Annotated in this window: 18 protein-coding genes; 4 read left to right on the top strand and 14 right to left on the bottom strand. The window is 67.1% G+C overall.

Going from position 1 to position 18,358, the window contains the following annotated elements:
* Positions 1-53 precede the first annotated feature (53 nt).
* Positions 54-1,736 (top strand): CocE/NonD family hydrolase, encoded by a 1,683-nt coding sequence (locus MYCSM_RS11910; RefSeq protein WP_015306402.1) that lies wholly within the window; start codon positions 54-56, stop codon positions 1,734-1,736.
* Here the strand turns inward: MYCSM_RS11910 and MYCSM_RS11905 are convergent.
* Positions 1,725-2,270: a DUF1802 family protein gene (locus MYCSM_RS11905; RefSeq protein WP_015306401.1), complete on the bottom strand. Its 546-nt coding sequence runs from the start codon at positions 2,268-2,270 to the stop codon at positions 1,725-1,727. The two genes, MYCSM_RS11910 and MYCSM_RS11905, sit on opposite strands and share 12 nt — an antisense overlap.
* Positions 2,267-2,533, bottom strand: a complete 267-nt coding sequence (locus MYCSM_RS11900; RefSeq protein ID WP_015306400.1) for a DUF2277 domain-containing protein — start codon at positions 2,531-2,533, stop codon at positions 2,267-2,269. The genes MYCSM_RS11905 and MYCSM_RS11900 overlap by 4 nt, the downstream gene beginning before the upstream one ends.
* Before the next feature lie 47 nt (positions 2,534-2,580).
* Here MYCSM_RS11900 and MYCSM_RS11895 point away from each other — a divergent pair, with 47 nt between their 5' ends.
* On the top strand, positions 2,581-3,324 hold the full coding sequence (locus MYCSM_RS11895) for an enoyl-CoA hydratase (RefSeq protein WP_232425795.1): 744 nt from the start codon (positions 2,581-2,583) through the stop codon (positions 3,322-3,324).
* Positions 3,325-3,396: 72 nt separating this feature from the next.
* Here MYCSM_RS11895 and MYCSM_RS11890 read toward each other — a convergent pair whose 3' ends face one another.
* The 7 genes from MYCSM_RS11890 to rimP form a co-directional block, all read right to left on the bottom strand.
* The gene (locus MYCSM_RS11890; protein WP_015306398.1) at positions 3,397-4,731 is read right to left on the bottom strand and encodes an MATE family efflux transporter; all 1,335 of its coding nucleotides are present in this window, start codon (positions 4,729-4,731) and stop codon (positions 3,397-3,399) included.
* Entirely contained in the window at positions 4,724-5,707 is a 984-nt protein-coding gene (locus MYCSM_RS11885; RefSeq protein WP_198345075.1) for a DHH family phosphoesterase, read from the bottom strand. The genes MYCSM_RS11890 and MYCSM_RS11885 overlap by 8 nt, the downstream gene beginning before the upstream one ends.
* Positions 5,700-6,206: a 30S ribosome-binding factor RbfA gene (rbfA, locus tag MYCSM_RS11880; RefSeq protein ID WP_015306396.1), complete on the bottom strand. Its 507-nt coding sequence runs from the start codon at positions 6,204-6,206 to the stop codon at positions 5,700-5,702. The genes MYCSM_RS11885 and rbfA overlap by 8 nt, the downstream gene beginning before the upstream one ends.
* A complete protein-coding gene (gene infB / locus MYCSM_RS11875) occupies positions 6,199-8,916 on the bottom strand; it encodes a translation initiation factor IF-2 (protein WP_015306395.1) in 2,718 nt (905 codons plus the stop codon). The genes rbfA and infB overlap by 8 nt, the downstream gene beginning before the upstream one ends.
* A 67-nt stretch (positions 8,917-8,983) precedes the next feature.
* Entirely contained in the window at positions 8,984-9,301 is a 318-nt protein-coding gene (locus tag MYCSM_RS35935; protein ID WP_015306394.1) for a YlxR family protein, read from the bottom strand.
* A gap of 108 nt (positions 9,302-9,409) precedes the next feature.
* Positions 9,410-10,444: a transcription termination factor NusA gene (gene nusA, locus MYCSM_RS11865; RefSeq protein WP_015306393.1), complete on the bottom strand. Its 1,035-nt coding sequence runs from the start codon at positions 10,442-10,444 to the stop codon at positions 9,410-9,412.
* Complete coding sequence (gene rimP / locus MYCSM_RS11860) at positions 10,441-10,974, bottom strand: ribosome maturation factor RimP (RefSeq protein WP_015306392.1); 534 nt, start codon at positions 10,972-10,974, stop codon at positions 10,441-10,443. Before rimP ends, nusA begins: the two co-directional genes overlap by 4 nt.
* Before the next feature lie 191 nt (positions 10,975-11,165).
* On the opposite strand from rimP, the gene MYCSM_RS11855 reads away from it, so the two are divergent.
* On the top strand, positions 11,166-11,633 hold the full coding sequence (locus MYCSM_RS11855) for a hypothetical protein (RefSeq protein WP_015306391.1): 468 nt from the start codon (positions 11,166-11,168) through the stop codon (positions 11,631-11,633).
* Positions 11,630-12,196 carry a ferritin-like domain-containing protein gene (locus MYCSM_RS11850; protein ID WP_015306390.1) on the top strand — a complete coding sequence of 189 codons (567 nt, stop codon included), beginning with the start codon at positions 11,630-11,632 and terminating at the stop codon, positions 12,194-12,196. Before MYCSM_RS11855 ends, MYCSM_RS11850 begins: the two co-directional genes overlap by 4 nt.
* An 88-nt stretch (positions 12,197-12,284) precedes the next feature.
* Here MYCSM_RS11850 and MYCSM_RS11845 read toward each other — a convergent pair whose 3' ends face one another.
* The 5 genes from MYCSM_RS11845 to MYCSM_RS11825 form a co-directional block, all read right to left on the bottom strand.
* A complete protein-coding gene (locus tag MYCSM_RS11845; RefSeq protein WP_015306389.1) occupies positions 12,285-14,027 on the bottom strand; it encodes a proline--tRNA ligase in 1,743 nt (580 codons plus the stop codon).
* Positions 13,984-14,454: a hypothetical protein gene (locus MYCSM_RS37765; RefSeq protein ID WP_041311883.1), complete on the bottom strand. Its 471-nt coding sequence runs from the start codon at positions 14,452-14,454 to the stop codon at positions 13,984-13,986. Before MYCSM_RS37765 ends, MYCSM_RS11845 begins: the two co-directional genes overlap by 44 nt.
* Before the next feature lie 17 nt (positions 14,455-14,471).
* Positions 14,472-15,143 carry a VOC family protein gene (locus MYCSM_RS11835; RefSeq protein WP_015306387.1) on the bottom strand — a complete coding sequence of 224 codons (672 nt, stop codon included), beginning with the start codon at positions 15,141-15,143 and terminating at the stop codon, positions 14,472-14,474.
* Between the two features lie 13 nt (positions 15,144-15,156).
* Positions 15,157-16,650 (bottom strand): MFS transporter, encoded by a 1,494-nt coding sequence (locus MYCSM_RS11830; RefSeq protein WP_015306386.1) that lies wholly within the window; start codon positions 16,648-16,650, stop codon positions 15,157-15,159.
* A gap of 141 nt (positions 16,651-16,791) precedes the next feature.
* The gene (locus MYCSM_RS11825; RefSeq protein ID WP_442928530.1) at positions 16,792-18,297 is read right to left on the bottom strand and encodes an MFS transporter; all 1,506 of its coding nucleotides are present in this window, start codon (positions 18,295-18,297) and stop codon (positions 16,792-16,794) included.
* Positions 18,298-18,358: the final 61 nt, after the last annotated feature.

The following is an 18,358-nucleotide window of genomic DNA, read 5'->3' as shown; positions in this document are numbered from 1 at the left end:
CCCAGCCGCGGCCGTCGATGCCGACGACGCAGCCGATCCGTAAGGTTAGTTAGGTGACCGCAGTATCCGCCGCCGCCACTGCATCGCCGTTCCGTTCCAGAGTCAAGAAATACGCCGGCCGCGCCGTCAGCACCCTGCTGAAGCTGCCGCCACACACCACCCAGTACCGGGTACGCCGGGGCTTGCGCGTGCCGATGCGCGACGGCGTCGAGTTGATCGCCGATCACTACGAACCTCGCACTGCCAGCCCGGCAGGCACGCTATTGGTCCGCGGGCCCTACGGCCGCGGATGGCCGTCCTCGACGTTGTTCGCAGCTCTGTACGCCTCGCGGGGCTATCACGTCGTCTTCGAAAGTGTCAGAGGCACATTCGGCTCCGGTGGCGAGTTCAACCCGATGGTCAACGAGACTGCCGACGGCGCGGACACGGCCGCGTGGTTGCGCGATCAACCGTGGTTCACCGGTTCGTTCGCCACCGTCGGGATTTCCTACCTCGGCTTCACGCAATGGGCGCTGCTCACCGATCCGCCACCGGAGATGACGGCCGCGGTCATCACCGTCGGCCCGCACGACCTCAGCGGCCCCCGCTGGGGCACCGGTTCATTTGGCCTGAACGATTTCCTCGGCTGGTCTGAGATGGTGGCTCACCAGGAAGAGCCGCGCGATATCCGCGCCCTCGTCCGCCAGGTGCGGGCGCGACGAGCGCTGGCCCTAGCGACAGGCGCGCTGCCGGTCGGCGAATCGGCCCGCACGCTATTGGGCACGGGCGCACCGTGGTTCGAGTCCTGGCTCGAACACCCCGAGCACGACGACCCGCACTGGGCGCCGTTACAGCTGCATCAGGCGCTGGAGCGCACACAGATTCCGGTGCTGCTGCTCAGCGGATGGCAGGACCTGTTTCTCGAGCAGACACTCACGCAGTACCAACGTCTTCGCGAGCGCGACGTGCCGGTCGCCGTCACGATCGGACCGTGGACGCACAGCCAGATGATGACCAAAGGCGCACCGACCGTCCTCCGAGAATCGTTGGCCTGGTTGGATACTCACTTGGCGGGCACCCGCAGGGTGGCACGTAAACCAGTGCGAATCCACATCAACGGGCACGGATGGCAGGACCTCGACGACTGGCCGCCGGCGATGCCCGAACAGGTGTGGTATCTGCGACCGGCGGGCCACCTCGGCGCCAGCGCGCCCGATCAGGACACTCCCCCGTCGAGCTTCACCTACCACCCCGGCGAACCGACGCCTACCATCGGTGGTCGACTGCTGGCACCAGAAGGCGGCTACCGCAACGACATTCGACTTGCCGAACGCGCTGACGTGCTGACGTTCACCAGCGCCCCGCTTCCTGCGGACCTCTACGCCGTCGGAACCCCGCTGCTGCAACTGTCGCACTCGTGCGACAACCGTTACAACGATCTGTTCGTCCGGATCAGCGAGGTGGATGCGCGGGGCCGGTCGCGCAACGTCAGCGACGGATATGTCTGCGGGACACCGGATTCGCGCGACATTCGGATCGAGTTGGACGCGATCGCCCACCGCTTCCGCGCGGGGTGGCGCATTCGGGTGCTCATCGCGGGCGGATCGCATCCGCGGTTCGCCCGCAATCTGGGCACCGGCGAACCGTTGATCAGCGGGCGAGAATTGGTAGCGGCGACGCACACCGTGCATCTCGGCCAGGGCGGCAGTTCCCGGCTGGTGCTGCCCGCAGGACCGCGTCCGCCTTCACCCCACTGAGTGGCGCACTCGATCGGCGATGTCGGCCAGCGCGGCGGCGTCGTGCACCGGCTCCGCCCAGGCCGGATCGACCGGCAGCGGCACCCAGCTTTTGCAGCCCGCGTACTCGGGGACGCGGGCCAGTCGAACCGGCTCGACCAACGGACTGGCCTGCACGACGAGCACAGTCAGCCGGTGCTTGGGGCGAAAGTCGAGGCGGTCTTCTTTGACGGATTCGGCCGTCCAGATGTGCAGCGACTGGATCTCGTCAAGCGCCTCCGGACGGTTGACCTCGATCGCGGCAACGACTTTCGCGCCTGCCCGCAGCATCAGCGCGTCATCGGTGCTGTCGGCGACCGCAGGGTCGAGCAGGTCACGGTGTTCGGGCCGCACCCGCTCGGTGTGGCTGTGAGCGACGGTCGGAAACAGCAGGAAGCGGGAAGCTGTTACGTCGAACCGCTTTTCGTGGATGCCGCCCTTGCGCAGCAGCACCGTCTGTCGGCCGTCGAGCAGGGCGTGGACCGCAGCGCTCCACTCCTTGAGGGCTGTTGTCATGTGGCTGCGAGCCGAGCCTGTACCTCCGGCCTGCGTAGCGGCGGAACGGTCTTCGGCGGCTGACGTCGCGGCGCCAATCCGGCCAACAGTCGGGTAGTCACCTCGGTGACTTCCGCGACCGCGGTCTCGAAGACCTCGACATTGGCGCCCGTCGGGCGGGTCACGCCGCTGACCTTGCGAACGTATTGGCGGGCCGCGGCCTCGATCTCCTCGGCCGTCGCCGCCGGCTCCAGTCCACGCAGTTCCGTGATGTTTCGGCACATGACCCCCACGATAGATTCGAGGAGTGACCAACCCCAACAACACCCACGTGCTGCTCATCGAGACCCAAGACCGGGTGCGGACGCTGACGCTGAACCGGCCGCAGTCCCGCAATGCGCTGTCGGCCGAGTTACGTAGGCGCTTCTTCGGCGCGCTGCGCGACGCGGAGGCCGACAGCGACGTCGACGTCGTCATCGTCACCGGCGCCGACCCGGTCTTCTGCGCAGGGCTGGACCTCAAGGAACTGGGCGATACGACGCAGCTGCCGGACATCTCTCCGCAATGGCCGCCGATGGCCAAGCCGGTGATCGGCGCAATCAACGGCGCGGCCGTGACCGGCGGCCTGGAGATCGCGCTGTACTGCGACATCCTGATCGCATCCGAGCAGGCCCGTTTCGCCGATACCCACGCCCGCGTCGGATTGCTGCCCACCTGGGGGCTCAGCGTTCGGCTGCCGCAGAAGGTCGGCGTCGGGCTGGCCCGCCGGATGAGCCTGACGGGCGACTATTTGTCGACGACCGACGCGCTGCGCGCGGGGCTGGTCACCGAGGTGGTGTCGCACGACGAGTTGTTGCCGACGGCGCGAAAGGTCGCGGCGTCGATCGTGGGCAACAACCAGAACGCGGTGCGCGCACTGCTCGCGTCGTATCACCGCATCGACGCCTCACAGACCGACGCGGGGCTGTGGATCGAGGCGGCCTCTGCCAAGCAGTGGATGAACTCGGCGACCGGTGACGATATCGCCGCCAACCGCGACGCGGTGCTGCAGCGGGGACGGGCGCAGGTCCGATGAACAAGGCGCACGAGGCCTGCGGCAGTTGAAGTGGGATGAGGCGGAAGTAGGCCGCGAGCCGGTTCGACACGTTCAGCCGTCACCCGTCCCTGGCACCAGCCAGTGCCCGGAGAACGCGCGCCAGCCCACGAACGCAAGCCGCAGCACCATGAATGTGCTTAAACCCGACCAGATTCCGAGCAAGCCCCAGCCGAACGCCAGCGACAGCCAGATCAATGGCAGGAAGCCGATCAGCGCGCTGATCAGCGTGGCGTTGCGCATGAACTTCGCGTCACCAGCGCCGAGCAGCACCCCGTCGAGCGCGAAAACGATTCCCGCAATTGGTAATTGGGCCACCATAAACCACCATGGCACCCCGATGGCGTCGAGCACCGACCGGTCGTCGGTGAACACGCTCGGGAACACCGACGCACCGACCGCGAAGACAATGGCCAACACCGCGGAGGCCAGAGTGGAGAAGATCGTCACCCGCCATGCGACGGACTTCGCGTGGGCCAGCTGCCCTGCACCCAGTGCCGCACCCACCAACGACTGCGCGGCGATCGCCAGCGAATCAAGCACCAGCGCAAGGAAATTCCACAGCTGCAGCACCACCTGATGAGCGGCGACGGCGGCCGCGCCGAACCGGGCCGCGACGGCGCCCGCCGACACGAAACACGCCTGGAACGCCACCGTGCGCAACACCAGGTCGCGCCCCATCACGACCTGTGCTCGCAGCACCGCAGGCTGAATACGCAGCGGCACCTGTTCGGCAAGCAGTGAGCGCAGGAATAGCAAAGCGGCCACCCACTGCCCCACCAGGTTGGCCACGGCCGAACCCGCCAATTCCAATCGGGGCATACCAAACCAGCCGTACACCAGCAGCGGGCACAGCACTGCAGATACCGCGAACCCACCGATGACGTAGCGCAGCGGCCGCGTGGTGTCCTGCACGCCGCGCATCCAACCGTTGCCCGCCGCGGATACCAGGATCGCGGGCACGCCCACGATCGCGATGCGGACCCACGGCAAGGCGGCATCAGTGATGTCGCCGCCAGCCGCCAATGCCGACACCAACGGCACCGCAGCAGCCTCGACCACCACGACGATGGCCGCACCCAAGCCGAGCGCCAGCCAGGTGGCCTGCACTCCCTCGTCGACGGCCGCGGCCCGGTCGCCTGCTCCGAAGAAGCGTGCCGAGCGCGCGGTGGTGCCGTAGGACAGAAACGTCATCTGTGAGCTGAGCGTGCTCAGAATCAGCCCGCCAATCGCCAAGCCGGCCAGCGCCAACGCGCCCAACCGGCCGACGATGGCGATGTCGAACAACAGGTAGATCGGTTCGGCTGCCAGCACGCCGAGCGCGGGGAACGCCAATGCGGCAATGCGCCGACCAGTGGCGGGCGTGCCCGAGAGGTCGCCCTCAGCCAAGAGCGGTGTACAGCGCCTGAACGACGTCGTCGATGGATCCGTTCGCCGAATATCCCGCCGCGTGTGGATGGCCGCCGCCGCCGAACGCGCTCGCAACATCGGCCAGGTTGTACGACTTGGCGCGCATCGACACCGACCAGTGCGCCGGCTCGATCTCCTTGAACACCGCGGCGATCTCAGCCTGCTGCGTGGTGCGCACGATATCGACGATGCTCTCGACTTCCTCAGGCCGCGCGTTCGCCCATTCCTGGTGTGCCACAACGGCATACACCAGTCCACGGCCACCGGCGGCGTCGGGCAGCAGCTGCGCGGAGGACAACACGCGCGACAACATCGGCAGCCACGCGAACGGGTGGCTGTCAAGCAGCGCGCGGCTGATCGACGCGTTGTCCACACCGAGGTCCACCAGCCGTGCCGCGAGCCGATGCGCGCGGGCGGTGGCCCACCGGAACGAGCCGGTGTCGGTGGTCAGCCCGGCGTACAGGCAATGCGCGACGCCCAAGTCGATCGGCTTGCCCCACGCGTCGAGCAGCTCGGCGACCAGCATCGTGGTGGAGTCCGCTGACGGATCGACGTAATTGGCGGTGCCGAACATCAGGTTCGAGGCGTGATGGTCGATCACCAGCACCTCGCGGCCGACATCGGCGAGCTCAGACAGCGCCCCGAGCCGGTTGACGCTGGGGATGTCGACGGTGACGACGAGGTCGGCGTCGCGACGCATCCGCTCCGGCCCAACCAGCAGGTGGCCGCCCGGCAGTGACTGCAGCGACTCGGGCAGCGCAGCGGGAGCGGCGAAACTCACCTCGACCGCCTTGCCCGCGTGGTCGAGCACCAGCGCAAGCGCCAGACCTGCGCCTATGGTGTCCGCATCCGGATAGACATGGCAGACCACGCTGACCGTTGCAGCGGCCTCCAACAGCTCAGCGGCCTGCCGCGCGTCGACGCGCACGCCTTCGATGGGAGGAGCGTCAGTCATCTTGTCGGTTGCGGTCACCGGTGTCCTCAGCGTCAAGCCCGTCATCTAGGTCCCCGCTCGAACCCTCAGCCCCGGTCTTACGGTACGGGTCTTCCTCGCCCGCGTGCTTGGCACCCTGCCGAACTCTAGCCAAATCCTCATCTGCGGCTCGCGCGCGAGCGAGCAGATCTTCCATTCGATGCGCGGTGTCGGGCACAGTGTCGCGTTCAAACGCCAACGTCGGCGTGAACCGCACGCCGAGCGCAGCACCCACCTTCGTGCGCAGCACCCCCTTGGCACTTTCCAGTGCCGCCGCCGCACCGGCATAGTCCGGCTCATCTTCGAGGTTGCTACCGAACACTGTGTAGAACAACGTGGCGTCATGCAGATCGCCCGTCATCTTGGCGTCGGTGATCGTCACGCCGGCCAGCCGCGGATCCTTGATCTCGTACTCGATCGCCGAGGCGACGATGGTGGAGATTCGCTTGGCCAGCCGGCGTGCTCGTGCCGGATCAGGCACGTGCCTTCTCGACCAGCTCGTAGGTCTCGATCACGTCGCCCTCCTTGATATCGGAGTACGTCAGCGTCAAACCACACTCGTAGCCCTCGCGCACCTCGGTCGCGTCATCCTTCTCGCGCTTCAACGACGACACCGTGAGGTTCTCGGCGACGACGACACTGTCCCGGAGCAGACGCGCCTTCGCGTTGCGGCGCATGATGCCCGAGGTGACCAGACAGCCGGCGATGTTGCCGACCTTCGACGACCTGAAGATCGCCCGGATCTCCGCGCGACCGAGTTCGCGCTCCTCGTAGATCGGCTTGAGCATGCCCTTGAGCGCACTCTCGATCTCGTCGATGGCCTGGTAGATCACCGAGTAGTAGCGGATCTCCACACCCTCGCGGTTGGCGAGTTCGGTGGCCTTGCCCTCGGCGCGGACGTTGAACCCGATGATGATCGCGTCCGAGGCCGACGCCAGGTTGACATTGGTCTCCGTGACGCCGCCGACGCCGCGGTCGATGACGCGCAACTCGACTTCATCGTCGACCTGGATGCCCAGCAGCGCTTCCTCCAGTGCCTCGACCGTGCCTGCGTTGTCGCCCTTGAGGATCAGGTTCAGCTGGCTGGTTTCCTTCAGCGCCGAATCCAGGTCTTCCAGGCTGATCCGCTTGCGGGTACGCGCCGCCAGTGCGTTGCGCTTACGCGCGCTGCGCCGGTCGGCGATCTGACGGGCGATGCGGTCCTCGTCGACGACGAGGAAGTTGTCACCCGCACCTGGCACCGACGTGAAGCCGATGACCTGCACCGGTCGCGACGGCAGAGCCGCCTCGACGTCCTCGCCGTGCTCGTCGACCATGCGACGGACGCGGCCATAGGCGTCGCCTGCCACCACCGAATCGCCCACCCGCAGCGTGCCGCGCTGGATCAGCACGGTCGCCACCGGTCCACGACCCCGGTCCAGGTGCGCCTCGATCGCAACACCCTGGGCCTCCATGTCGGGGTTGGCCCGCAGGTCCAAAGACGCGTCGGCGGTCAGCACGACCGCCTCGAGCAGGGACTCGATGTTGGTGCCCTGCTTGGCGGAGATGTCGACGAACATCGTGTCACCGCCGAATTCCTCTGGCACCAAACCGTATTCGGTGAGCTGCCCGCGGATCTTCTGCGGATCGGCACCTTCCTTGTCAATCTTGTTGACCGCCACCACGATCGGCACGTCGGCCGCCTGAGCGTGATTGACCGCCTCCACCGTCTGCGGCATCACACCGTCATCGGCGGCGACCACCAGGATCGCAATGTCGGTGGCCTTCGCGCCGCGGGCACGCATGGCGGTGAACGCCTCGTGACCCGGGGTGTCGATGAAAGTGATCGGGCGCGGGGTGCCGTCGAGATCGACCTCGACCTGGTAGGCGCCGATGTGCTGGGTGATGCCGCCGGCCTCTTCCTCGCGGACGTTGGCCTGGCGAATCGTGTCCAGCAGTCGGGTCTTGCCGTGGTCGACGTGACCCATGACGGTCACCACCGGAGGACGGGTCTCGAGGTCTTCCTCGCCGCCCTCGTCCTCGCCGTAGGTGAGGTCGAAGGACTCGAGCAGCTCGCGGTCCTCGTCTTCCGGAGACACGACCTGCACGACGTAGTTCATCTCGCTGCCCAGCAACTCGAGGGTCTCGTCACCCACTGACTGGGTGGCGGTCACCATCTCGCCGAGGTTGAACAGCGCCTGCACCAGCGAGGCCGGGTTGGCGTCGATCTTCTCGGCGAAGTCCGACAGCGACGCGCCGCGGGCCAGCCGGATGGTCTCGCCGTTGCCGTGCGGCAGCCGTACGCCACCGACGACCGGCGCCTGCATGTTCTCGTATTCGGCGCGTTTTGCCCGCTTCGACTTGCGGCCACGCTTCGGCGCGCCACCGGGACGACCGAATGCACCGGCCGCTCCACCACGCTGACCTGGCCGTCCGCCGCCACCGCCGCCAGGGCGACCGCGGTAACCGCCACCGGCACCGGCTGGAGCGCCGCCGCCACCACCAGCGCCACCGCCGCGGTAGTTACCGCCGCCGCCACCGCCGCCGGGACGTCCGGCGCCACCGGGAGCAGGACGACCACCGGGACCGGGCCGTGCGCCAGGTCCGGGACGGGGGCCACCCGGACGGCCACCTGCGGCCGGACGGGGTCCGCCGGGCCGCGGGGGCATGTTTCCAGGCGACATCCCGGGCCGCGGCGCACCGGGACGAGGTGCCTGGGGCCGGGGAATCGGCCGGTCAACCGGCTGCGCCGAGGAGAACGGGTTGTTGCCGACGCGCGGCGTGCGCGCGGCGGGCTTGGGTGCACTGGGCGCCGGGCCTGGCCGGGGGCCAGGGGTTGCGCCCGGGCTAGGCGCGGGCGGGGCCGGCGTTGGCGCGTCGGGCGGGGCCGCGGCCGCCGCCGCCGGAGGAGCGGCCGGGGGTTCTGCCGGAGCCGCGGGAGCCGCAGGCGCTGCGGGCTTGGGCGCGGCCGGCTTCGCGGGGGCCTTCGGCGTTGCGGCCTTGGCCGGCGAACCGTTGCCGTCCGTCTTGACCTTCTCGGCGGCCGGCTTCGCGCCGCCGAATGATTCGCGCAGTCGACGCGCGACGGGTGCCTCCACTGTGGAGGACGCTGATTTGACGAATTCGCCCTGTTCGCTCAGGCGGGCGAGAACTTCCTTACTGGTGACACCGAGTTCCTTAGCCAACTCGTGTACACGGGCCTTACCTGCCACTACATCTCCATCTCTAGAGGCGTCAGCGGTGGTAGGCGCCGCGCCTCGGGTTAGCTATGACGCATGGTCATCGGGACTTCACGGTGTGCTCATGTTCTTCGCTACCTGTTCTCTGAACCGCTGCGGTCGGGTGCTCCGATTGCTCGAAGTGCGCTACCACCGCGGTGGTGTCCGGTGAACCGGTGATCCGTAGCGCTCGTGCGAATGCTCGCCGCCGAATTGCTGCGTCTAGGCACGCTGGATCGGGATGCAGCCAGGCACCCCGCCCCGGCAGCTTTCTCGCTGGGTCAACGGTCACGGCGTACTCGCCATTCCCGTCGACGGCGACTACCCGAAGCAGTTCGACGGCCAGCTCTCGCTTCCGGCAACCAACGCACGTCCGCACCGGTCCACCCGGGCGTGTATGCGCCTTAGCCGAAGTCTCGCGCTGGATCACAGCTGAGTCTACCGTCTGCCTGCTTGCGATCTGAAACGGCAGTGCTGGTCTGACCGGCTATTGGCGCTCGTGCGCCGCCCCGTGTGCCGCGCCGGGGTCAGGCTGCGGCGCGGCGTCGCTTCGGATATCGATCCGCCAGCCGGTCAACCGGGCCGCCAGCCGGGCGTTTTGGCCCTCCTTGCCAATCGCAAGCGACAGCTGGAAATCGGGGACCACAACGCGGGCCGCTCGCGCCGACTCGTCGATGACGCTGACCGACACCACCTTGGCGGGCGACAACGCATTGGCCACGAACCGCGCGGGGTCTTCGTCGTAGTCGATGATGTCGATCTTCTCGCCGGACAACTCGCTCATCACGTTGCGCACCCGCTGACCCATCGGCCCGATGCAGGCGCCTTTGGCGTTGAGGCCGGGCACCCGCGAGGTCACCGCGATCTTCGAGCGGTGGCCGGCTTCGCGCGCCACAGCCACGATCTCGACGGAGCCGTCGGCGATCTCGGGCACCTCCAGTGAGAACAGCTTGCGCACCAGGTTTGGGTGGGTGCGCGACAACGTGATCAGTGGCTCGCGGGCGCCGCGGGTAACGCCGACGACGTAACACCGCAGTCGGTCGCCGTGCTCGTAGCGCTCACCGGGAACCTGCTCCGCGGCGGGGATCACACCCTCGGATCCCTTAGTCTCGCTGCCCATTCGGACGACGACCAGCCCACGGGCGTTCGCGCGCGCGTCGCGCTGAATGACGCCACCGACGATGTCACCCTCGCGCGCCGAGAACTCGCCGTAGTTCTTCTCGTTCTCCGCATCGCGCAGCCGCTGCAGGATCACCTGGCGCGCGGTGGTCGCCGCGATGCGGCCGAATCCCTCTGGCGTGTCGTCCCATTCATGAATGAGGTTGCCATCAGCGTCGGTCTCACGCGCAAGCACCTTCACGACGCCGGTCTTGCGGTCGATGTCGATGCGGGCGTCGGCCTCGTGGCCTTCGGTATGGCGATAGGCGGTCAGCAGTGCCGACTTGATGGTCTCGACGACCACATCGACCGAGATACCTTTGTCTGCCTCGATGGCGTGTAGTGCCGCCATGTCGATGTTCACGCTGAAGCCTCCTCCCCAGACTGGCCGGCCAGCTCCAGCTCACGCTGGTTCGGCGGCGAAAACTCAACCTGCACAACGGCTTTGGTGATGCCGTCGACAGGTAGTTCGCGGATCGAGAAGTTGGCCTTCGCGCCCTCGCGCACCACCAGTCGCACAGTGCCGCCACGGGTTTCACCCAGACGACCGGTCAGCTGTGAACCGTCGGACAGTGTGAGTTCGACCTTGCGGCCGCGGGCGCGCCGATAGTGTTTCTCGGTGGTCAGCGGGCGATCGACGCCGGGCGAGGTTACCTCGAGCACGTACGGCGGGGCGTCGATGCGATCCAGTACTTCGGACGCCGACCGCGACAGAGCCGCGATCGAGTCGAGATCCAGTGGTCGGTCGCCGGCGGCGATCACGGTGATACGGGGCGGGCGCGCGGCGGTATCGATGACCACGTCTTCGATTTCATAGCCTGCGCGCGCGAACTCGCCGTCGAGTAGCTCGATCACCTGTTTCTGCGACGGTAATCCCGCAGACCGCTCCGTCACGGCGAGCTCCTCATCTTGAGTTGTCCTGACACGATTCCACGCGGCGCAACTTGGAACCGACTATCAACGATACGCCAGGGCAGCCATGACGAGCCGCAAACGCGCTGCGGCGTCCAGCGAATACACAGTGGGTAGGCAATGGCAGGATGTTGCACGTGCCGAGCTCGCCGCCGACCATCAGCAGACGACAAATGTTGTTTTCCGCGGCAGCTTTGGCACTGCTTGGCGGCGCCGCTGCCGCGTGCGGTGAGCCGCCGCCACCGCCGGATGTAGACGAATTGGCCGCACAGCTCGACCGTGCCCGCGCCGACAGCCAGCTGGCCTCCGACGCCGCGGCCGTAACGCCTCCCCCGCCGACGGCGCAGGCACTCACCGCGGTGGCATCGGAGCGTTCGGCGCATGCGCAGGCATTGTCGGATGAGCTCGTCCGGATGGTCGGCAAGAAGGCGACGACGGCCACCCCGACCACCACGACGGTTGCACCGGCGAAGGCACCAACCACCGAGGACGTGATCGCCGCGCTGCGTCAGTCAGGCGATGCCGCTGCGCAATTGGCGGCCACGCAGTCCGGCTATCGCGCGGGTCTGCTGGGCTCCATCGCGGCCTCCTGCACGGCGGCCTACAGCGTCGCGTTGGTGCCGCCGAAGGCGGCGCAATGACCTCTCCGCAACCGACACCACCCACAACGACCACGTCACCGACGACCACCAATTCGACGACGACGGCGACCACAACCACCACCACGTCGTCGCGGGCTGCCGAACCCACCACGCCGGGGCGGCCGTCAGATGCGGCCAACGGCGCCCTGTTCGACGCGATTGCCGCCGAGCACGCAACGATCTACGGCTATGGGCTGGTGTCAGCGCACTCGACGCCCGACGTCAACGAGCTGGTGTCGACAGCGATGGCCGAGCATCGGGAGCGGCGTGAGGGCGCCATCGCGCTGCTACAGGCGCGGTCCGTCGATGCGCCCTTGCCTGCCGCCGGCTACCAGCTGCCGATCGAGGTCGACAACCCGACTGACGCGGCCAACCTGGCGGTGCGGATGGAAAAGGACGCCGCCGTGGCCTGGCGGGCAGTTCTCGAGCAGGCGACCGACGATAAGGACAGGACCTTCGCGGTGACCGCATTAACGCAGTGCGCGGTGACGGCGGCCAAATGGAGCCGGGCGCTGGGCATTTCACCGATCACGGTCGCTTTCCCCGGCGGCTCTGAGGAATAGCCGCTACGACCTCATCGCCGCGGGCGCTTTGCGTAACGTGGTGGCGGAAAATCAGTCGTTGAAACGCCGCCGCGTTACGTAAATATCGCTATCCGGCCAGCGTCGCGGCGATTTCGGTGGCCGCGTTGTCGACGGCAACCTCGCGGGTTTCGCCGGTAAACCGGTTGCGCAGCTCGACCACACCGTCGGCCCAGCCACGGCCCACCACGACGATCCACGGCACGCCAAGCAGCTCGGCGTCCTTGAACTTCACGCCCGGAGAGGCCTTCCGGTCATCGAGCAGCACCTCGATGCCCAAGCGGTCCAACGCATCGGCCAGGTCTAGGGCGCCCACGCGCGCGGCCTCGTCCTTGTTGGCGATCACCACGTGCGCGTCGAACGGCGATACCGACGACGGCCACCGCAGCCCCAACTCGTCGTGGTGCTGTTCGGCGATCACGGCGACCAACCGGGAAACACCGATGCCGTAGGAGCCCATGGTCAGCCGGACGGGCTTGCCGTCCTCGCCGAGCACGTCGACGGAGAACGCATCGGTGTACTTGCGGCCGAGCTGGAAGATGTGGCCGATCTCGATACCACGCGCCGAGACCAGCGTGCCTGCGCCATCGGGCGACGGGTCACCGTCGCGCACCTCGGCGGCCTCGATCGTGCCGTCGGCGACGAAGTCACGACCCGCGACCAGGCCCACCACATGCTTGCCGGGCTCGTCGGCACCCGTGATCCACGACGTGCCGTCCACCACCCGCGGGTCGACGAGATAACGAACACCGTTGGCCAGCAATCCTTTTGGCCCGATGTACCCCTTCGCCAGGAACGGGTACTTGGGCCAATCGGCATCCTCGAGAAGCGCGTACTCGGCAGGATCAAGCGCCGCGCCCAGTCGCTTCTCGTCGACCTCACGATCCCCCGGTACGCCGACCGCGAGCAGTTCCCAGTCGCCGCCGGGTTGGCGCGTCTTGAGCACCACGTTCTTCAGCGTGTCCGCGGCGGTCACCTGGCGGTCCAACGCGGAGTTGGCCCAGTCGACCAGCGTTGCGATCGTCGGGGTGTCCGGTGTGTCGTACACCTTGGCCTCGGGCCGGCCCTCGATGGGCAGCGACTCCGGCACCGCGGTCACCACCGCTTCAACATTGGCGGCGTAGCCCGACTCGAGGCACCGCACGAAGGTGTCCTCGCCGATCTCACTTTCGGCGAGGAACTCCTCCGACGCACTGCCGCCCATCGCCCCGGACACCGCCGACACGATGACGTATTGGACGCCGAGCTCGGCGAAGATCCGCTGGTATGCATCCCGGTGCCGCAGGTAGACGGCCTCGAGCCCCTTGTCGTCGACGTCGAACGAATACGAGTCCTTCATCAGGAACTCGCGGCCCCGCAGAATTCCTGCGCGCGGCCTGGCCTCGTCGCGATATTTCGTCTGGATTTGGTACAGCAGTACCGGGAAATCCTTGTAGCTGCTGTACTCCCCCTTGACCGTCAGCGTGAACAGCTCTTCGTGCGTCGGGCCCAGCAGGTAGTCGTTCTTGCGGCGGTCCTGCAGCCGAAAGACCCCGTCGCCGTATTCGGTCCAGCGGTTGGTCACCTCGTACGGCGCCTTGGGCAGCAGTGCCGGAAACAGAATCTCTTGTCCGCCAATAGCATTCATCTCGTCGCGGACGACCTTCTCGATCTTGCGCAATACCCGCAGGCCGAGCGGCAGCCAGCTGTACAGCCCAGGACCGACCGGGCGGACATAGCCGGCCCGGATCAGCAGCTTGTGGCTGGGCACCTCGGCGTCGGCGGGGTCGTCACGCAGGGTGCGCAGGAACAGCTCGGACATGCGGGTGATCACAGCGGACCACCTTACTGATGCGCCCGGTTGCGCACATTTGGGTGCGCGGCATGGGCGTTGCGGGCGTCCTGCACCGATGGGAGAGGGTGGCCGGCCGCGAGCCCTTCGCCACGCCGAGCATAGCCGCGAGCAGATAGCCGCCGACCGCCCATCCGACGACGAGGTAGAAGGCTGACAGCCCGCGGGCATCGCCTGGGTCGAGCGGCACCGCGTCATTGATCGAGACCGTCCGATTGTGCTGCGCGTACACCCCGGAGGTCTCGCCTTTGCGCAACGCGTGCAGCGCGACCCTCGTGTCGTCGGACGCGCTGGCCTCCAGCGGTTGGCCCGGTATCGCGTTGAGTTGCTCGACGACCTGCCCGGCCAGGCCGTCCTGTGCCACCACGATCACGGGAATTTGGTGCGGCGACGGCGAGTGGCGCTTCATGTTTCGGTGTGGTCGCGTCAATCCCGCCCCTGCCATGTGCAGATGCATGCTTCGTTGCCCTCGGGGTCGGCCAGCACCCAAAACGCCGGCGCCTCAGCGTCGGACAGTAGGCGCCCACCCCCGGCGATCGCCGCGTCGATCCGCTCCTTGGCCACGCCGTGTGGCACGTCGACGTCGAGGTGAATCCGATTGCGTTGTGGCCGAGTCGAATCCATCTGCTGGAACCAAATTGCAGGCGCACGGCCGGCGGGGTCGATCAGCGCGGCGTTGAGCTCGGAACCGGGCTCGTCGGCGTAGCCGGTGACCGCTTTCCAGAACGGTCGCACCAGCGGAATGTCGAGCGCGTCGATCGCGATCTCCAGCGCCTGAACGGTACCCGGTCTTGGCTGCCATCCCCGCGCGGCCAGCGCCACCGACACCTCATGTGCCAATCGAATATCGCGCCCGGTGACCGCGCCGGCGGCAGCGGACTGCAGCCTCAGCACAGCCCGGTCCGCACGGATGTCGACGGTCAAATGCGCTTGCCCCTCGGCGCCCACCGACGCGACAGCAACCGACGCCGCTTCGGCCGCGTCGGTCAACGTCGGCACGCGCACTTCCGCATAGATGGCGCCGAGGATCAGACACCAGCCTGAGGCATCGACCGCGTCGGAAATCTGCTGTCTAGTCGGTCTCGCGTCGTCATCCACCGCGACAGCGTATCTAGAGCTCGCCCGCCTCGACGGCTTCGCGGGTGTGCTGCGCCGTGGCGATCTGGCGCGCAGAGTAGCCGATCCAGAATGCGGCAATGCCAACCAGAACCGCGATGCCTGCGACCCACAGCAGCGAGTAGGTGTAGCCATGGTCCAGCGCGTCGAGCTGGCTGGACGTCATGTCCTTGACCGGTCCCGTGGTGCCACCCAAGAACAGCGTGCGCGACGTCAGGACGGCCTGGATCACCACCAACACCACCGGGCCGCCCAGGTTTTGCACCATCAACGTGATCGCCGAAACAGGGCCGATCTCCTTTGGGCCCGCTTCGGCGATCGCGCACAGCGGCAGGACGACGGAAAGAACACCAATACCCAAGCCCCCCACCACAAGTGGTACGACAAGGTCGGGGAAGTACGGGATGTGTCGGTTCAGCGTCGAGCCGTACAGCATTGCACCGAACACGAGCGCGCCGAAGCCGATGATGAGCCAGCGCGGTGCGACGTACAGCGCGATGCGGGCGGCAATCACATTGCCCGTTCCCATCGCCAGCGCAAACGGGATGAAGCAAATGCCAGCGCGCAGAGCCGAATAGCCCATCACGTCCTGCACATAAAGCCCGATGATCACCGTCGCCGTCAGCATCACCCCGCCTGCCATGAACAACGAGATGAACGTCATTACGCGATTGCGGTTGTCGAACACCGAGAACGGCACGATCGGATGCTCGGCGGACCGTTCGACAACGAGGAACGCGGCGAAGAAGACGGCAGCGGCGATTGCTGCGCCGATCACCCACGGGTCGACCCACGCGCGTGGCGGGCCCTGCGTGAACACAAGAACCGCCGACGCACAGCCGAGCGTGGCCAGCAGCGCGCCGGTGACATCGAGTTTGAGGCGCTCGTGGTGGGTTTCGCTGATCCGGTACACGGCGATGACGATGATGACGATGCCGATCGGCACATTGATCAGAAACGCCAGCCGCCACGAGATCACGGTCAGCAACCCGCCGAGCACGAGGCCCAGCACCGACCCGATGCCCTGCATGGCGGCTGAGACGGCCATCGCCCGGTTGCGTGCTTGTCCGACGGCATACGTCGTGGCGATCAGCGCCAGACCCGTCGGCGCGGCCACGGCAGCGCCGGTGCCCTGTACCGCCCTGGCTGCGATCAGCGTGATGCCATCGTTGGCCAGGCCGCACACCAACGACGCGATCGTGAAGACGCCGACACCGGACAGGAACGCCCGCTTGTGCCCGATCGCGTCGCCGACGCGACCGCCAAGCAGCAGCAGACCACCGAACGTCAGCACATAGGCGGTGATGATCCAGCTCTTGGTGACGTCGGAGAGGTCCAGGTCGGCCTGCATCCGCGGCAGCGCGACGATGACGATGGTGCCGTCGAGCGTCGACATGAGCTGCATACCGGTGATCGCGATGATCGCGATGCCCAGCACCGACGACGACAGCGGTGCGGTGGAGCGCTCAGTTGACTCCCCGGCAGACATGGGTTGCCAGCCTACCGATCAGAAAGTCGATGAAGCTCTCCCAGGCTCGATGTCGAGCTAGAGCTCTCCGCGGCTCGATGTCGAGCTAGAGCTCCCCCAGGCTCGATGTCGAGCTAGAGCTCTCCGCGGCTCGATGTCGAGCTAAAGCTCTCCGCTGTCGATCGCGTCCTTGACTTCCTGCGCATGCGCGACCTGCTCGGAGGTGTAGCCAATGAACAGGGCCACGGCGCCGACGATGACCGCGACCGCGGCCACCCACAGCAGGCCGTACGTGTAGCCCTGGTCGAGGGCATGCAGCTGCGCGGTGTCCATGTTTTTCACCGGGCCGGTGGTGCCGCCCAGATACAGCGTGCGCGACGTGATGACGGCCTGGATGATGGCCAGCACGACGGGCCCGCCGAGGTTCTGCAGCATCAGAGCGATCGCGGAGACCGGGCCGATCTGGTCGAAGCCGACACCGGCGATGGCGGACACGGTCAGCGGAACGACGATCATTCCGATCCCGAAGCCGCCGACGGTGATCGGCAACACCAGATTCGGGAAGTACGGGATGCCACCGTTGAGCGTGGATCCGTAAAGCATCGCGGCGAGTACCAGCACACCACCGGCGATCACCAGCACCCGCGGCGGGAACTGCGACACCAGATGCGACGACAGGCCAAGGCCGATACCGAGCGCGATGACGAACGGAATGAAGCCGACGCCAGCGCGTAGTGCGCTGTAGCCCATGATGTCCTGCACGTACAGGCCGATCAGCACGGTCAGCGTGAACATCACGCCGCCGGCCAGGAATACGGCCGCGAACGTCGCGACCCGGTTGCGGTCTTTGAACAGCTGGAACGGCACGACGGGGTTCTCGGCGGTGCGCTCGACGATGAGGAATGCGATGAAGAAGCCCAGGGCGGCCACGCCGGAGCCGATCGTCAGCGGCTTGATCCAGCCATGCTCGGGTCCCATCGAGAAGCCGAACACCGCGAAGGTACAAGCCAGCGTCGCCAAGATGGCGCCAGTCGCGTCCAGCTTCAGCCGCTCGCGGTGCGTCTCCCGCAGCGTCGTGCGGGCCAGCTGGATCATCAGGATCCCGATCGGGATGTTGATCAGGAACGCCCACCGCCAGGACACCTCGGTCAGCGCGCCGCCAACGATCAGGCCCATCACGGAGCCGACGCCGGTCATCGCGGCGAAGATCGCGGTGGCGGCGTTGCGCGCAGGGCCCTTCGGGAACGTGGTCGCGATCAACGCCAGAGCGGTTGGTGAGGCGATAGCCGAGCCGACGCCCTGCAGCAGTCTCGCGGTGACCAGCGTCGCCTCGTTCCACGCCAGACCGCACAGGATCGACGCGATGGTGAACAGGGCGACGCCGACGATGAACGTGCGCTTGCGGCCGATCGTGTCGCCGAGACGACCGCCGAGCAGCATCAGCCCGCCGAAGGTCAGCACGTAGGCCGTGATGACCCAGCTACGGCCGGCGTCGGACAGGCTCAGCTCGTCCTGGATCTTAGGAAGCGCGACGATGGCGACGGTGCTGTCCATCGTGGCGAGCAGCTGCATGCCGCCGATCGCGATGACTGCCGCGACGAACCGCCGCGACGGCAGCCAAGCCGGATACCTGCCCGTTTGCTCCAGTGGTGTGTGTTCCATGTGCATGGGAAAAGACCCGTTAGCCCTACTTTCGGCGTCGCGTTGAATGGCCGCGCGCTCTGCGTCA

The organism is Mycobacterium sp. JS623, assembly GCF_000328565.1.
Lineage (GTDB): Bacteria > Actinomycetota > Actinomycetes > Mycobacteriales > Mycobacteriaceae > Mycobacterium.
This window is presented reverse-complemented; position numbering and strand designations above follow the sequence as displayed.

What these genes read in the sequence shown, in the direction of transcription:
- MYCSM_RS11825 (WP_442928530.1), bottom strand. Translation starts at nt 18,297, where the DNA reads ATGCACATGGAACACACACCACTGGAGCAAACGGGCAGGTATCCGGCT.
- MYCSM_RS11850 (WP_015306390.1), top strand. Translation starts at nt 11,630, where the DNA reads ATGACCTCTCCGCAACCGACACCACCCACAACGACCACGTCACCGACG.
- MYCSM_RS11885 (WP_198345075.1), bottom strand. Translation starts at nt 5,707, where the DNA reads ATGACTGACGCTCCTCCCATCGAAGGCGTGCGCGTCGACGCGCGGCAG.
- MYCSM_RS11855 (WP_015306391.1), top strand. Translation starts at nt 11,166, where the DNA reads ATGTTGTTTTCCGCGGCAGCTTTGGCACTGCTTGGCGGCGCCGCTGCC.
- MYCSM_RS11830 (WP_015306386.1), bottom strand. Translation starts at nt 16,650, where the DNA reads ATGTCTGCCGGGGAGTCAACTGAGCGCTCCACCGCACCGCTGTCGTCG.
- MYCSM_RS11900 (WP_015306400.1), bottom strand. Translation starts at nt 2,533, where the DNA reads ATGTGCCGAAACATCACGGAACTGCGTGGACTGGAGCCGGCGGCGACG.
- MYCSM_RS11905 (WP_015306401.1), bottom strand. Translation starts at nt 2,270, where the DNA reads ATGACAACAGCCCTCAAGGAGTGGAGCGCTGCGGTCCACGCCCTGCTC.
- MYCSM_RS37765 (WP_041311883.1), bottom strand. Translation starts at nt 14,454, where the DNA reads ATGAAGCGCCACTCGCCGTCGCCGCACCAAATTCCCGTGATCGTGGTG.